This window comes from Alcaligenes sp. HNGD-HTN06 (assembly GCF_049932565.1).
GTDB lineage: Bacteria > Pseudomonadota > Gammaproteobacteria > Burkholderiales > Burkholderiaceae_B > Alcaligenes > Alcaligenes ammonioxydans.
Map to the genome: position 1 here is coordinate 649093 of NZ_CP187782.1, position 13966 is coordinate 663058.

The window sequence follows — 13966 nt, forward strand, 5'->3', positions numbered from 1 at the left end:
GGTTTTGTCATCGGCGGCCACACGAAGCCGGCACAGCGCGCGCTAGCGTTCCTGATAGGGATCAGGAATACGAAAGCTGGCCAGCACGGCTGTTTCCAGTGCTTCCATGTCCTGGGCCTCGTCTTCTTCGAGGTGGTCATAACCCAGCGAATGCAGGCAGCCGTGCACAACCAGATGAGCAGCATGATGCAAAAAGGGTTTGTCTTGTTCCTGGGCTTCACGTTCCAGAACGGGCAGACACAACACAATGTCGCCATGGACCACGCCGTCTTCGTCCTGACCATATTCAAAGGTCAGCACATTGGTCGCGTAGTCGCGATCTCGGTAGCTCAGGTTCAGGCTTTGGCCTTCCTGGGCTCCCACAATGCGCAAGGTGGCAGACAGACCAGTAAAGCGATCCTCGGGGTGGATGCGTTCGACCGCCATCTCAAGGGTGCGCTGCATCCAGCGGCGGATACGGGAGCGGCTCAGTTCGGGACATTCAACAGCGTACTGGACGCTCAAGGACAGATCAGGCATCACCGGCTCGTTCGTATGCGTCCACAATTCGCGCAACCAGGGGGTGGCGCACCACATCACGGCTGCTAAAGCGCGAGCAGGAAATACCTTGCACGTTTTCCAGCACCGTGACGGCATGGGTCAAACCACTGCGCTGGCCTTTGGGCAAGTCCACCTGGGTGGGGTCACCAGTAATAACGGCCTTGCTGCCAAAACCGATACGGGTCAGGAACATTTTCATCTGTTCCGGCGTGGTGTTCTGGGCTTCGTCCAGAATCACAAAAGCATGGTTCAGCGTGCGGCCGCGCATGTAGGCCAGCGGTGCGATCTCGATGGTCTGCTTCTCAAACAGGCGCTGCACTTTTTCCACGCCCATCAAGTCGTACAGGGCGTCGTACAGGGGGCGCAGATACGGGTCCACCTTTTGGGCCAGATCGCCGGGCAAAAACCCCAGCCGCTCACCGGCTTCCACTGCCGGCCGGGTCAGAATCAGACGATGGACGGATTCGCGCTCCAGTGCATCAATGGCGCAGGCCACGGCCAGCCAGGTTTTGCCGGTACCGGCCGGGCCGATGCCAAAGTTGATGTCGTGGTTCAGAATGTTGCGCAGGTACTCGCGCTGACCAGGGGTACGTGGCCGCAGGTCGCGTTTGGCCGTGCGCAGGGAAATGTCGTCCTGACCCACAGGAGGCAGCTCGGGCAAAGCCTCTGGCGCAGGTTCCTTTTCGTGGCTGCGGCTGGCGCCCAGCTCGACCAGACCCAGTTGGATATCGTCGATATTGAGCGCCCGATGCACTGCGCGCGAATGAAACCAATCAATGGCCTTGGCGGCCTGTTCCGCACGCGCGCCTTCAATCGAAACATGGCTGCCACGCCGACGCAGCGTGACGTCGTAGGCAATAGCAATCTGCTTGATGTTCTCGTCCAAGGGGCCACACAGATTGGCCAGATGGGTGTTGTCCCCATCCAGACGCACAGCAGTGGGCAGGCGGCGGCGTTGACTAGTCATAGATCAGGCTCCTGCAACCCGGTCATGGGTCACGATTTCTCCGCGCAATGTGTTGGTCAGTACCTGGGTGACATGCACATCCACGATTTGTCCGATCAGGCGAGGATCACCCGGGAAGTTGATGATGCGGTTGTTTTCGGTACGGCCTTTCAGTTCCGAATCGTCTTTGCGTGAGGTGCCTTCGACCAGAATGCGCTGCACGCTGCCGACCATGGCCTGGCTGATGGCCTGGGCCTGTTCGTTCACCAGTGCTTGCAGGCGGTGCAAACGGTCCAGTTTTTCTTCTTTGCTGGTGTTGTCTTCCAGGTCGGCGGCAGGCGTGCCAGGGCGACGGGAGTAGACAAACGAGAAGGACTGGTCGAAATTCACATCGCGAATCAGTTTCAGGGTTTTCTGGAAATCCTCTTCTGTCTCGCCGGGAAAGCCGACGATGAAGTCCGAGGAAAGGACGATATCCGGTCGGGCTTCGCGCAGGCGGCGCACGATGGATTTGAACTCCAGCGCAGTGTAGCCGCGTTTCATGGCAGCCAGAATACGGTCGCTACCTGCTTGCACCGGCAGGTGCAGGAAGGGCACGAGCTTGGGCAGATTGCCATGGGCTGCGATCAGGCGCGAGGTCATTTCCTTGGGGTGCGAGGTGGTGTAGCGAATGCGCTCGATACCGGGAATCTCGTGTACGTATTCCAGCAGCATGGCGAAGTCGGCAATTTCGCCCGCCACGTCGGTAGGGCCACGGTAGGCGTTCACGTTCTGGCCCAGCAGCGTCACTTCACGCACACCCTGGTCGGCCAGGTCAGCCACTTCCATCAGCACGTCGTCAAAGGGACGGGAGACTTCGGGGCCGCGGGTGTAGGGCACCACACAGAAGCTGCAGTACTTGCTGCAGCCTTCCATGATGGACACAAAGGCCGAATAGCCTTCCACGCGTGCGGGGGGCAGGGCGTCGAATTTTTCGATTTCCGGAAAGCTGATGTCCACCTGCGAGCGGCCGCTGTTGCGCCGCTTGACGATCAGCTCGGGCAGGCGGTGGAGTGTCTGGGGGCCAAACACCACATCCACGTAAGGCGCGCGACGAATAATCGTGTCACCTTCCTGGCTGGCCACACAGCCACCCACGCCAATGACCAGATCGGGATTCAGCGCCTTCAAGTGCTGGACCCGGCCCAGGTCCGAGAACACCTTTTCCTGCGCCTTCTCGCGTACCGAACAGGTATTGAACAGGATGATGTCGGCTTCTTCGGGATTGGTGGTCAACTCAACGGGGCGATCCTGATTCAGGATATCAGCCATTTTTTCGGAGTCGTACTCGTTCATCTGGCAGCCAAAGGTGCGAATGAAGAGTTTGCGGGCAGGTTTGGCGGCAGCGTCCGCCGTGTCGGGGCTAGGGTGTGTGGTGTCAGTCATAAGAGAAGCCGTGACGGGTGTATATCCCGCGGGCCATTGAGAATGAAGAATCGAGCATTATAACGCCCCGTCTTACAGGGGGCACGAACAAGGGACTGTTCTTGTTCAACTTGTTGCGGGCAGGCCGCCCCTCAGAGGTGCGTTTATGGGAAGCCGCCACAGGGGTGAACTGGCCGTATCTGACGCGTTCAACTCGGCCCTCTTGCGAAGGGTTTTCTATGAATATATGATTCATATGTGTTTCATATAGAGGTTGAGTGATGGGTATTGTCAATATTGATGATGAGTTACACGATCAGTTGCGCAAGGCGAGCACCGTTTCGTGTCGCTCCATTAACGCGCAGGCTGCCTTCTGGATACGTATGGGTTTGCTGTGCGAATTGAATCCCACTTTGAGCTTTAACGACATCGTTGCCCGAGAGATGAGGGCGGTCGGTTTGGGTGAGCCTGCGGTGCCCCTGGAACAAACGGAGCCCGCATGATCAAGACGGCAGGCGAAATTGCCTTGATGGCCGAGTCGGGTCGTTTGCTGGCGCAAGTGTTCACGCGTCTGGATCAGTTGGATCTGATTGGCATGAACACCATGCAGGTCAATGATCTGGTCGAGAGCTACATCGTCCAGGACCTGCAAGCCCGGCCCGCCAGCAAAGGGCAGTACGGTTATGCCTATGTTCTGAACTCATCGCTCAATCAAGTCGTGTGTCACGGTATGCCGTCCACGGCGGATGTGTTGAAAGAGGGAGATATCGTGAACTTCGATATCACCCTGGAGAAGAATGGCTTTATCGCGGATTCCAGCAAAACCTACACGGTGGGGCAGGTTACGTCTGCTGCGCAAAAACTGGTCGATGCCTGCTATATGGCGATGTGGAAAGGCATACAAGCCGTGCGTCCGGGCGCGACTTTGGGTGATGTGGGATTTGCCATCTCGCAATACGCACGCACGAACGGCTACTCCGTTGTGCGCGATCACTGTGGGCACGGCATCGGGCGAGAAATGCATGAAGCCCCCGAGGTCCTGCACTGGGGTACGCCGCGCACAGGCTTGCGATTGAAGGAGGGCATGGTGTTCACCATTGAACCTATGCTCAATCAAGGCGGTCATGCGGTGCAAACCGGGAAAGATGGCTGGACCGTACGTACCTGTGATGGCTTGCTGTCGGCACAGTTTGAGCACACGGTGGCTGTGACAGAAAGTGGTGTGCGTGTATTGACGCTGCGGCCGGATGAAACCATCCCGCATTAATTAAGTAGACTGCGCTTATTTTGTTCCCTCGACTGTCGGCTTGTTGTTGTGTCTTATCCGGTCCTTGCAGCGTGTGGGCTGAGAGTGGCGGCGATAAGCTCTATCAGCCTTATGGAAATGAGATTCGCTCTAGACAGCGCTGGAGCCGCTACAGCAGTAAGGTTCTGCCATATTGCCATCGCAGTATTGCTCGCTGTATAGCTGTCGTGCCGAGGTCTCTCTTTAGATCAATATAGGGTGGCAGGCCTTTGTTTTCTTGGGGGACCCGAGCCGGTCAGCTTGGCGGGCCATTCGCCCGTGCGGTGCACGGGTCCCCTTGTCAGTGCTCTGCTGCGGGCGGGTCGTGAACTCGGAGCGCAGTTTGTCCGCCGGACAAACCGCAAACGTGCTCCTCAAACAGCACGACCCTTGCATCCCGCATCAGAGCACTGCCTGTGGCGAACGGCCTGACTCGCCCCGCCGACCGGCTCGGGTCCCCCAAGAAAACAAAAAGAGGCTTGTTGCTGCCACCCTATTGCTTGCAATCTAGCAGCCTTAGAAACAAAAAAGCCCGACATTGTTTTAATGTCGGGCTTTTCTTTAACAGCGACTAAAGAAGCAACTTAGCCTTCTACAACCTCGCCGCCTTCGTCTTTCTTGATCGGCTTGACCAGATCCTCACGTTTCACGCCCAGCCACATGGAAATAGCGGCAGCCACGAACACGGAGGAGTAGATACCAAACCAGATGCCGATGGTCAGCGCCAGCGAGAAGTTGTGCAGTGTGGGGCCACCGAAGAAGAAAATCGACAGCACCATCATCTGGGTAGAACCGTGGGTGATGATGGTACGCGAGATGTTCTGGGTAATGGACAGGTCGATAATCTCGGCTACCGACATCTTGCGCTGCTTGCGGAAGTTTTCACGGATACGGTCCATCACCACAACGGATTCGTTCACGGAGTAACCCAGCACCGCCAGCACACCGGCCAGTACCGACAGCGAGAATTCCCATTGAAAGAAAGCGAAAAAGCCGAGGATGATGACCACGTCGTGCAAGTTGGCAATGGCACATGCCAGTGCCAGCTTCCATTCAAAGCGGAAACCCAGATAGAGCAAAATACCGGCGACCACAAAGGCCAGGGCCATCAAGCCGTTATGCAGCAACTCCTGTCCCACCTGTGGCCCGACGAACTCCACACGACGCAGTTCTACGTCCGGGTGTTGCTGCTTCAGTGCCTGGATGACCTGTTCGCTTTGCTGGGTGGAATCCTGCCCATCCAGGATGGGCAGGCGGATCATGATGTCCTGGGAGGTGCCGAAGTTCTGTACCTGGAAATCGGTGTAGCCCAGAGACTGGACCGAGCGGCGCACATCTTCGACCTGTACGGTTTGTTGATAATGCACTTCCATGACTGTCCCACCGGTAAATTCGATGGACAGGTGAAAGCCGCGCACGATAATAAAAACAACCGCTGCGATAAACGTCAGAAAACTGATCAGGTTCAGCACCAGTGCATGGCGCATGAACGGGATAGTGCGGTGAATACGAAAAAATTCCATGATGCTTTATGCCTGTAGTTGGGCCTGGCCGGCTTGCGCCGGCCCTGGCGCTTTACTTCTTGTCCTGTGGCTTCCAGACCTGGCCGATCGAAATCCCTTGCAGGCGACGACGGTTGCCATACCAGAGATTGACCAGGGCACGAACCCCAACCACCGAAGAGAACATGGAGGTCAGAATACCGATCACGTGTACAACCGCAAAACCGCGGATGGGGCCGGAACCGAAGGCCAGCAAAGCGACACCCACAATCAGGCTGGTCAGGTTGGAGTCGAAGATCGTGGCCCAGGCACGATCAAAACCCAGGTGAATGGCCTGTTGCGGGGAAGCACCATTGCGCAGTTCTTCGCGGATACGCTCGTTGATCAGGACGTTGGCGTCAATGGCCATGCCCAGCGTCAAGGCAATGGCGGCAATACCCGGCAAGGTCAGGGTCGCCTGCAGCATGGACAGCACGGCCAGCAGCAAGAGCACGTTGAAGGTCAGGCCAATGGTCGAGAACAGGCCGATCAGGTGGTAATACAGCATGATGAAGATGGCAATCGCAATAAAGCCGTACAGCGTGGCGTTAAAGCCCTGGCGAATATTGTCGGCACCCAGGCTGGGGCCAATGGTGCGCTCTTCGATGATGCTCATGGGCGCGGCCAGTGAACCGGCACGCAGCAGCAGGGAAATGTCAGCGGCTTCCTGGGCATTCATGCTGCCGCTGATCTGAACCTGACCGTTGGGGATTTCGCTGCGGATAACCGGGGCAGTGACCACTTCACCCACGCCATTCTCAAACAGCACAATGGCCATGCGTTTGTTGATGTTGTTGCGGGTAATATCGCGAAAGATCCGTGAACCCTTGTTGTCCAGCGTCAGGTTGACAGTGGGCTGTTGGGTCTGCGAGTCGCGGCCGGGCTGGGCATCCTGCAGGTTTTCGCCTGTCAGGATTACCTGGCGACGCAGCAGCAAGGGGGCGCCACCGCGCTCGGTATAACGCTCCAGCCCAAAAGGCACGGTGCCCGAGTTCAAGGCAGCGACGGCAGCGGGGGAGTCTTCCACCATGCGCAATTCCAGCGTGGCAGTACGGCCCAGGATTTCCTTGGCCTTGGCCACATCCTGCACGCCGGGCAACTGGACGACGATGCGGTCGGAACCTTGTTGCTGGATAACTGGTTCAGCCACGCCCAGCTCGTTGATCCGGTTGTGCAAGGTGGTGATGTTTTGTGTGAGCGCGTTTGTCTGGACTTGAATGGTGGCGGTCTCGGTCAGCCGCGCCGTCAGCCCGCTGTCGCCCGCAGGGGTAAAGGCCAGGTCGGGGATGGCACGACGAAGCTCAGACTGGGCGCGGTCGCGTTCGTCAGCCGAAGCAAAGCTCAGGCGCAGGGACTGGCCTTCACGCTCAATAGTGCCAACCGGTACCTTGGCTTCACGCAGCACACTGCGGGCGTCCGCGACCATGGAGTCGTAGCGGGCTGTCAGGGCACCTTGCATATCGACCTGCAGCAGAAAGTGTACGCCGCCACGCAGGTCCAGCCCCAGATGCATGGGGTGCGCGCCCAGCGCGGTCAGCCAGGCGGGCGAGGCAGACACCAGGTTCAGGGCGACGGTGTAGTCGGGAGCAGACGCGGCAGAGTCCTTGTTCAGCTCGCGCTCGATCAGGTCCTTGGCCTTGAGCTGGACGTCAGTAGACGCAAAACGGAAACGCGCTGTGGCGCTGGGTCCGTTCTGTTCAAAATACGAGCCCGTCGTAGGGATATTGTTCTGCTTGAGCAGCGCTTCAACATGCGTGATCAGGCTGGTTTCAAGCCGGACCGTGGATTTGGCGCTGGAAACCTGCACAGCAGGAGACTCACCAAACAGATTGGGCAAGGTATAGATCAGGCCGATCGCCAGCGCGACCAATACGATGGCATATTTCCAGAGGGGATAACGATTCATGGGATATCTACGACGGGTGCAGAAATGGCAACCCCGGACCGAGGTCCGGGGTCGGAGGCATTACAGCGACTTGATGGTGCCTTTGGGCAGAACAGTCGTAACGGCCACGCGTTGGACCAGAACTTCGACGGGTTTGTCGGTCAGGTTGGCCACTTCAACGGTCAGGTAGTTGTCGTGAACTTTGCTGACTTTGCCCAGCAGACCGCCGGAGGTGATGACTTCGTCGCCTTTGGCCAGGTTGGACACCAGGTTGCGGTGCTCTTTCTGGCGTTTCATCTGAGGACGAATCATCAGGAAGTACAGCACAACAAACATCAAGATGATGGGCAGCATGCCCATCAGGGCGTTTTCGCCGCCGGCAGCTGCCTGGGCGGGGATGAGAGTCAGAATGTCAACAGCGGACATGTGGGGCTCCTGAGGATTTTTTTGTGTGGGTTGTCAAAAACTAACGGTGTATTGTAGCGGCACTTTATTGCCGGATCACAAACAGCCTGTTATTCGATGCCGCGTGCCCGGTCCTGGTGAAATTGCTCCCGCCAGGCTGCAAAACGCTTTTGCTCGATGGCATCGCGCATCTCTTGCATGATCTGCAAATAGAAATGCAGGTTGTGCAAGGTATTCAAGCGTGAGCCGGTAATCTCATTGGAACGCTGCAGGTGATGCAGGTAGCCACGCGAAAAATGCTGGCAGGTATGGCAGCTGCAACTGGGGTCCAGCGGGCGGGTATCGTCCCGATAGCGGGCGTTGCGGATCTTGATATCGCCGTAACGCGTGAACAGCCAGCCATTGCGCGCATTGCGGGTAGGCATCACGCAGTCGAACATGTCCACGCCCTGGCTGACGCCTTCGACCAGATCCTCAGGCGTGCCCACACCCATCAGATAGCGCGGCGCATGGGCGGGCAGTTTGGGGGTGGTGTGCGCCAGAATGCGCATCATGTCTTCTTTGGGTTCGCCGACCGACAGACCACCAATGGCGTAGCCCTCAAAGCCGATTTCCGTCAGGCCCGCCAGTGATTCGTCGCGCAGGTCTTCATACATGCCGCCCTGCACAATCCCAAATAAGGCATTGGGATTGCTCAGACGCTTGAATTCCTCGCGTGAGCGACGGGCCCAGCGCAGGGACATACGCATGGATTTGGCCGCCTCGGTGTGAGTGGCCGGGCGATCGTCAATCAGATAGGGCGTGCATTCGTCAAACACCATGGAAATGTCGGAGTTCAAGGAATACTGGATCTGCATGGACACTTCAGGCGTTAAAAAAAGGCGTTCGCCGGTGATGGGGGAGGCAAATTTCACCCCTTCCTCGGTAATTTTGCGCATGCCTTTCAGACTGAATACCTGAAAACCGCCCGAGTCGGTCAGGATGGGCTTGTCCCACTGCATGAAGTTATGCAGGCCCTTGTATTTGTCCATCACTTCCGTACCGGGACGCAACCACAAATGAAAGGTATTGCCCAAGATGATCTGGGAGCCGATGTCCTTTAATTCGTGCGGCATCATGGCCTTGACGCTGCCATAAGTGCCTACCGGCATGAAAATGGGGGTTTGCACCACACCGTGGTTCAGGGTGATCTGGCCACGGCGAGCGGCGCCGTCGGTGCTTAAAAGGTCAAACTTCAGTCCACTCATGGGGTAGGGGGCTCAATGAACATAGCATCGCCATAACTGAAAAAGCGATACCGGGATTGGACGGCGTGCTGGTAGGCACGTTGTATGGGTTCGATCCCCGCCAGGGCTGACACCAGCATCAGCAAGGTGGACTGGGGCAAATGAAAATTGGTGATCAGTGCATCAACCCATTGATATTGGAAGCCGGGAGTGATGAACAGGCGTGTATCGCCTTCAATACTGCCATCGGCGCAGCGCTGGTTCATGCCGGGCTCTTTGCTGGCGGCCGATTCCAGTGAGCGCACGCTGGTGGTGCCCACGGCGATGATGCGGCCACCCGCAGCCCGGGTTGCCTCAATCTTGGCCAGGGTGGCGGCGGGTACGTGGTAGCGCTCGGCGTGCATGACGTGTTCGCTGATATTGTCGACACGCACCGGCTGGAAGGTGCCGGCCCCTACATGCAAGGTGACAAAGGCCTGGTCCACGCCTTGCGCACGCAAGGTGGCCAGCATGTCGTCGGTAAAGTGCAGGCCTGCCGTAGGAGCGGCCACGGCACCGGGGTGTCGGGCATAAACGGTCTGATAGCGTGATTCGTCCTGCTCATCGGCCGCATGGGTGATGTAGGGGGGCAGGGGCGTGGCCCCGTACTGCTCCAGCATGTCCAGCACGGGTTCATGAAAGCGCAGGGCAAACAGGGCATCCTCGCGGCCTGTGCAGTCGGCCAGCACCTTGCCATCGGCCAGTTCTAGCAAGGTGCCTGGCTTGGGCGACTTGCTGGCGCGGATATGCGCCAGGGCGGTGTCAGGGCCGGTCACGCGCTCGATCAGCACTTCGACTTTGCCGCCGCTGCTTTTCTGACCATGCAGGCGCGCCTTGATGACTCGCGTGTCATTAAAGACCAGCAGATCGCCTTTGCGCAGCAGGCCAGGCAGGTCGGTGAACTGGCGGTCATGCAATTGGCCGGCCCCGTCCAGATGCAGCAGACGGCTGCCTTGGCGCTGGGCCGGAGGGCTTTGAGCGATCAGCTCGGGGGGGAGCTCGTAGTCGAACTGGGCGATGGTTAAAGAGGGATCGATGCTCATGGTTTGTCGTAAAGGGCCACGGACTGCAAGGTCGGGCCTGATGGGGTAACCGACTATTTTAACGCTTTGCCGTCAGATTGCTGAATCGGCCATATCCGCAGTGTTTTTCTTTCGGTATGCTTGGGTTTTTCCTGAATTGATCTGTTGGAGACGAGGGCATGGGTGTTTTGAAGACAAAGCCTGTTTTGAGTCGTTGCAAGCATATGGCTCTGGTAGCCTTGCTGATGGTGCAAGGCGCCTCACTGGCTCTGGCCCAGGCCCTACCTCCCGAGTTGGCGTCGGTCTGGAGTGCCAGCCGCCTTCCCCAATCGTCTTTGTCGATTGTGGTGGACGAGGCAGATGGCCCGCGTCTGATTGGCGTCAATCCCCAGGAGCCCCGCAACCCCGCTTCGGTCATGAAGCTGGTCAGCACCTGGGCTGGCTTGTCCGCCTTGGGGCCGGAATATACCTGGCGCACCACCCTGATGGCCCAGGACGGCCTGCAGGTTGATGAGCAGGGCACCTTGAAAGGACCCTTGTATATCAAGGCGGGAGGCGATCCGTTTCTGACCGTGCCGCAGTTATGGGACATGTTGCGTGAACTCCGTTTGCGTGGGGTGAAGAATCTGACCGAAGTGATTGTGGATCGTTCCATTTTTGGCAATGTGACGATCAATCCGGGGGATTTTGATAACGCGGGTGATCGACCCTATAACGCCAGCCCGGATGCCATGATGGTCGGGCTGGGAGCCTCTCGGCTGGTATTTCAACCTGATGCGCAGGCGCGCAAATGGGTGGCGATTATTGATCCGCCGCTGCCGGGTGTGCGCGTGCAGGGTGAAGTGGAGTGGTCGACCGCAACGTGCCCGGGCTCACCGGTGATCGGCACCCAGATTCAACCCGAAGCTGGGGGCATGGTGGTACGCGTCAGCGGTAAGGCGGCCGCCTCTTGTGGCGAATTCAGCGTGTATCGTCTGGTGCACTCTCAAACTGAGTTTTTCGACAAACTGTTTCGCAGTCTGTGGCGCGATCTGGGCGGCACCCTGGCGCGTGATATCAAGCCTGGCCGGGTGCCGGGTCGTGCCCAGGCCATTACCTGGCATGATTCGCAGTCCCTGTCTGACCTGATCCGTCTGGTGAACAAGCAAAGCAATAATGTGATGGCCCGCACCATCTTGCTGACCGTGGGCGCGGAGATGAGCGGGCCCGGGGCCACCGTGGCCAGCGGCGAGCGGGCAGTCATGAACATATTGGGACGCCAGGGCGTCAACACCAGCGGCTGGGTTGTGGACAATGGCTCGGGCCTGTCGCGCAACGGACGGGTGACCGCCGGCGGCATGGCTGATATGTTGAAAGTTGCCTGGCGCTCGAACTGGATGCCTGAATATATTTCCTCTTTCGCCATCTCCGGTGTGGATGGCACGGTACGTTCACGCTTGCGGGACGACGAGGTGCAGGGGCGCGCCCACCTGAAAACAGGCACCTTGCGCGACAGCCGTGCGCTGGCCGGTTACGTGCTGGGAGCGAGCGGAAAGCGGTATATTGTTGTCATGATGGTCAATGACGAACGTTCTGCCTCTGCCCGGCCCTTTTTTGACGCAGTGGTGAAGTGGTTGGCAGTGCGTTAATGATCACGATAGTGTGGGCTGCGGTGCAGCGGCCCTGTTTGTAGTTTGTTCCTAATTTGATGAAGCAATCATGCCCATACACGAAATACGTCACCCTTTGATCCGCCATAAACTGGGCCTGATGCGCAAGGCAGATCTGAGCACGAAAAATTTCCGCGAAATGTCCCAGGAAATCGCCTCCTTGCTGACCTACGAGGCTTGTAAGGATTTGCCCCTGGAGCCCACCACGATTGAAGGCTGGTGTGGGGATGTGGAAGTGGAAAAGCTGGCAGGCAAGAAAGTGACGGTGGTTCCCATCTTGCGTGCCGGTATTGGCATGCTGGACGGGGTGTTGAACCTGATTCCGGGTGCCAAGGTCAGCGTGATCGGCATCGCCCGAAATGAAGAGACCCTGGAGGCCCAGGCCTATCTGGAACGTCTGGTCGGGGAGCTGGATCAGCGCCTGGCCCTGATTATCGACCCCATGCTGGCAACCGGAGGTTCCATGGTTGCCACCATCGATCTGCTGAAGAAAGCAGGCTGCAAGAACATTCGCGCCCTGGTGCTGGTGGCAGCGCCTGAAGGCATTGCCACTCTTGAAAAACACCATCCTGACGTACATATCTATACCGCGTCCATTGACAAGCACCTGGACGAGCATGGTTATATTGTGCCGGGCCTGGGGGATGCGGGGGACCGTATTTTCGGTACCCGTCAAAAAGTGCAGGACGGCGAGGTGTAGGCCGGGAACTTGTCGCGCTTTTTTACAATCCCTTGCTCGTCCCCTAGAGGGGATAGGCATAATAAAGAGTCAAACCTACGTTTCACTGAATTCAGGATGTGCATGAAACTGAAAGCTTGGATGGCTGCTCCGCTGTTGGTGATATCGGGCCTGGGTTCGGCTCAGGCCGGTCTGTGCGACGTCCCTTTCATGCGTGATGGCGGCCAGGTTCAATTGACGGGTTCGGGTTTTCTGGCCATGGGCGCAGACCTTGCTTTTTCCGACGTGAAAAAGCAGGGGGGCGACCAGTGTCAGGCGCGCGTACAGGGCAAGGCTAGTGTGGCCCTGGCTGGCTTACCGGCCAGCAAGCCCAATATTGACTATGTCATGACAGTGCGTGATGGTCGTACCCGCTTTCAGCGTGACGATGGCCGAGGTGGCTTGGAAGCGGTCCACGGTTCATTTGACTTGCGTTTGCTGGGGCTGTTTTCCTACGAGCACGGCGGCTTGCAGGAAGGCCAGACCTTCCCCCGCCAGGATTTCCAGATCAATCTGGACAAACGAGCCCAGTCCAATGTGCTGCGTGTCCATACTGGTGCCAAAACGGTGGGCGCCCAGCAGACGGTGCAGACGGCCTTGGGCAATTACGAATGCTGGCCGATTCGCTACCAGCGAGAGATCGAGCCTACCCAAGCCAGTTTCAGCGGCATCAGCCTGCCTATTCCGGGTATTAATTCTCAGGTTACCGATTGGTACTGCCCGGAAGTGCAAATGGTGATGAAGCAGGAAAGCATTCAGAATGGTGTACCGTCTACGGTAGACGTGACCCACTTGAAGTAAGCTTGCGACGCGTCCGTTGCAGGTTTACGGAGTATCTTTATCCTGAATAGAGCGGGTTAAAGAATTTTGTGCGGCGCTGTGATGGCGTCATTCACTTGGCGATACGTATTTGTCGCGTGTCCCTTTCAACTGCAAGGAGTTATTTATGGCTACCAAGAAAAGTCTGGAAAACAGCGGAGACAAATTCATCGAGGAAGTGAAAGCGAGCTTGGATGAAGCTGAGCAACTGATGCGTGAAGCAGCCGAAGCGACGGGCGATAAAGCTGGAGAGCTCCGTGAGCGAGCTTTGCGTTCATTGCGTGTGACCCGCGATTCGCTGCATGATGCCCAGGAAGCGGTGGTTGAGCATAGTGTTCGTGCGGCCAAGGCCACCGATAACTATGTGCATGACAAACCCTGGCAAGCCATCGGCGTGGCCGGTATTGTGGGCCTGATGTTCGGCATGCTGATCAGCCGTCGTTAATCTGTCTGTGCTCTGCGCTGCTGACTGGTTTCAGCAGCAGAA

14 protein-coding genes are annotated in these 13966 nt (G+C 57.8%); 6 read left to right on the forward strand and 8 right to left on the reverse strand.

The features are described 5' to 3' along the window. Positions 1-42: 42 nt before the first annotated feature. From ybeY to miaB, 3 genes are read right to left on the reverse strand one after another with little or no spacing between them, the layout of a single operon-like run. The gene (ybeY, locus tag ACOZ42_RS03040; protein ID WP_003803700.1) at positions 43-519 is read right to left on the reverse strand and encodes an rRNA maturation RNase YbeY; all 477 of its coding nucleotides are present in this window, start codon (positions 517-519) and stop codon (positions 43-45) included. Continuing rightward, positions 512-1507, reverse strand: coding sequence for a PhoH family protein (locus ACOZ42_RS03045; RefSeq protein ID WP_003803699.1), 996 nt, complete (start codon positions 1505-1507; stop codon positions 512-514). The genes ybeY and ACOZ42_RS03045 overlap by 8 nt, the downstream gene beginning before the upstream one ends. 3 nt (positions 1508-1510) lie before the next feature. After that, positions 1511-2911 (reverse strand): tRNA (N6-isopentenyl adenosine(37)-C2)-methylthiotransferase MiaB, encoded by a 1401-nt coding sequence (gene miaB, locus ACOZ42_RS03050; RefSeq protein ID WP_003803697.1) that lies wholly within the window; start codon positions 2909-2911, stop codon positions 1511-1513. Positions 2912-3171: 260 nt separating this feature from the next. Here miaB and ACOZ42_RS03055 point away from each other — a divergent pair, with 260 nt between their 5' ends. Together ACOZ42_RS03055 and map are read left to right on the forward strand one after the other, a co-directional pair. Continuing rightward, entirely contained in the window at positions 3172-3393 is a 222-nt protein-coding gene (locus ACOZ42_RS03055) for a ParD-like family protein (RefSeq protein WP_003803695.1), read from the forward strand. Further along, positions 3390-4157 carry a type I methionyl aminopeptidase gene (map, locus tag ACOZ42_RS03060; protein WP_426345536.1) on the forward strand — a complete coding sequence of 256 codons (768 nt, stop codon included), beginning with the start codon at positions 3390-3392 and terminating at the stop codon, positions 4155-4157. The genes ACOZ42_RS03055 and map overlap by 4 nt, the downstream gene beginning before the upstream one ends. A 602-nt stretch (positions 4158-4759) precedes the next feature. Here map and secF read toward each other — a convergent pair. The 5 genes from secF to queA all read right to left on the reverse strand — a co-directional run bounded on the left by secF (position 4760) and on the right by queA (position 10314). Next, on the reverse strand, positions 4760-5698 hold the full coding sequence (gene secF, locus ACOZ42_RS03065) for a protein translocase subunit SecF (RefSeq protein ID WP_003803691.1): 939 nt from the start codon (positions 5696-5698) through the stop codon (positions 4760-4762). Positions 5699-5750: 52 nt separating this feature from the next. After that, complete coding sequence (gene secD / locus ACOZ42_RS03070; RefSeq protein WP_003803690.1) at positions 5751-7622, reverse strand: protein translocase subunit SecD; 1872 nt, start codon at positions 7620-7622, stop codon at positions 5751-5753. A 60-nt stretch (positions 7623-7682) separates the two neighbouring features. Next, complete coding sequence (yajC, locus tag ACOZ42_RS03075; protein ID WP_003803689.1) at positions 7683-8027, reverse strand: preprotein translocase subunit YajC; 345 nt, start codon at positions 8025-8027, stop codon at positions 7683-7685. Between the two features lie 89 nt (positions 8028-8116). Further along, on the reverse strand, positions 8117-9253 hold the full coding sequence (gene tgt, locus ACOZ42_RS03080) for a tRNA guanosine(34) transglycosylase Tgt (protein ID WP_003803688.1): 1137 nt from the start codon (positions 9251-9253) through the stop codon (positions 8117-8119). Further along, complete coding sequence (queA, locus tag ACOZ42_RS03085; protein ID WP_003803687.1) at positions 9250-10314, reverse strand: tRNA preQ1(34) S-adenosylmethionine ribosyltransferase-isomerase QueA; 1065 nt, start codon at positions 10312-10314, stop codon at positions 9250-9252. Before queA ends, tgt begins: the two co-directional genes overlap by 4 nt. Positions 10315-10472: 158 nt before the next feature. Here queA and dacB point away from each other — a divergent pair, with 158 nt between their 5' ends. The 4 genes from dacB to ACOZ42_RS03105 all read left to right on the forward strand — a co-directional run bounded on the left by dacB (position 10473) and on the right by ACOZ42_RS03105 (position 13924). After that, positions 10473-11921 (forward strand): D-alanyl-D-alanine carboxypeptidase/D-alanyl-D-alanine endopeptidase, encoded by a 1449-nt coding sequence (gene dacB, locus ACOZ42_RS03090; RefSeq protein ID WP_003803686.1) that lies wholly within the window; start codon positions 10473-10475, stop codon positions 11919-11921. A gap of 70 nt (positions 11922-11991) precedes the next feature. After that, positions 11992-12642, forward strand: a complete 651-nt coding sequence (gene upp, locus ACOZ42_RS03095; protein ID WP_003803685.1) for a uracil phosphoribosyltransferase — start codon at positions 11992-11994, stop codon at positions 12640-12642. 102 nt (positions 12643-12744) lie between these two features. Further along, complete coding sequence (locus tag ACOZ42_RS03100; RefSeq protein ID WP_003803684.1) at positions 12745-13461, forward strand: hypothetical protein; 717 nt, start codon at positions 12745-12747, stop codon at positions 13459-13461. Positions 13462-13606: 145 nt separating this feature from the next. Then, positions 13607-13924 (forward strand): DUF883 family protein, encoded by a 318-nt coding sequence (locus ACOZ42_RS03105; protein ID WP_003803683.1) that lies wholly within the window; start codon positions 13607-13609, stop codon positions 13922-13924. Positions 13925-13966: the final 42 nt, after the last annotated feature.

Excerpts from the sequence above, each read along its gene's own strand:
- dacB (WP_003803686.1), top strand. The coding sequence starts at position 10,473 with ATGGGTGTTTTGAAGACAAAGCCTGTTTTGAGTCGTTGCAAGCATATG.
- tgt (WP_003803688.1), bottom strand. The coding sequence starts at position 9,253 with ATGAGTGGACTGAAGTTTGACCTTTTAAGCACCGACGGCGCCGCTCGC.
- secD (WP_003803690.1), bottom strand. The coding sequence starts at position 7,622 with ATGAATCGTTATCCCCTCTGGAAATATGCCATCGTATTGGTCGCGCTG.
- miaB (WP_003803697.1), bottom strand. The coding sequence starts at position 2,911 with ATGACTGACACCACACACCCTAGCCCCGACACGGCGGACGCTGCCGCC.
- ACOZ42_RS03105 (WP_003803683.1), top strand. The coding sequence starts at position 13,607 with ATGGCTACCAAGAAAAGTCTGGAAAACAGCGGAGACAAATTCATCGAG.
- queA (WP_003803687.1), bottom strand. The coding sequence starts at position 10,314 with ATGAGCATCGATCCCTCTTTAACCATCGCCCAGTTCGACTACGAGCTC.
- yajC (WP_003803689.1), bottom strand. The coding sequence starts at position 8,027 with ATGTCCGCTGTTGACATTCTGACTCTCATCCCCGCCCAGGCAGCTGCC.
- map (WP_426345536.1), top strand. The coding sequence starts at position 3,390 with ATGATCAAGACGGCAGGCGAAATTGCCTTGATGGCCGAGTCGGGTCGT.
- secF (WP_003803691.1), bottom strand. The coding sequence starts at position 5,698 with ATGGAATTTTTTCGTATTCACCGCACTATCCCGTTCATGCGCCATGCA.
- ACOZ42_RS03055 (WP_003803695.1), top strand. The coding sequence starts at position 3,172 with ATGGGTATTGTCAATATTGATGATGAGTTACACGATCAGTTGCGCAAG.
- ACOZ42_RS03045 (WP_003803699.1), bottom strand. The coding sequence starts at position 1,507 with ATGACTAGTCAACGCCGCCGCCTGCCCACTGCTGTGCGTCTGGATGGG.
- ACOZ42_RS03100 (WP_003803684.1), top strand. The coding sequence starts at position 12,745 with ATGAAACTGAAAGCTTGGATGGCTGCTCCGCTGTTGGTGATATCGGGC.
- upp (WP_003803685.1), top strand. The coding sequence starts at position 11,992 with ATGCCCATACACGAAATACGTCACCCTTTGATCCGCCATAAACTGGGC.
- ybeY (WP_003803700.1), bottom strand. The coding sequence starts at position 519 with ATGCCTGATCTGTCCTTGAGCGTCCAGTACGCTGTTGAATGTCCCGAA.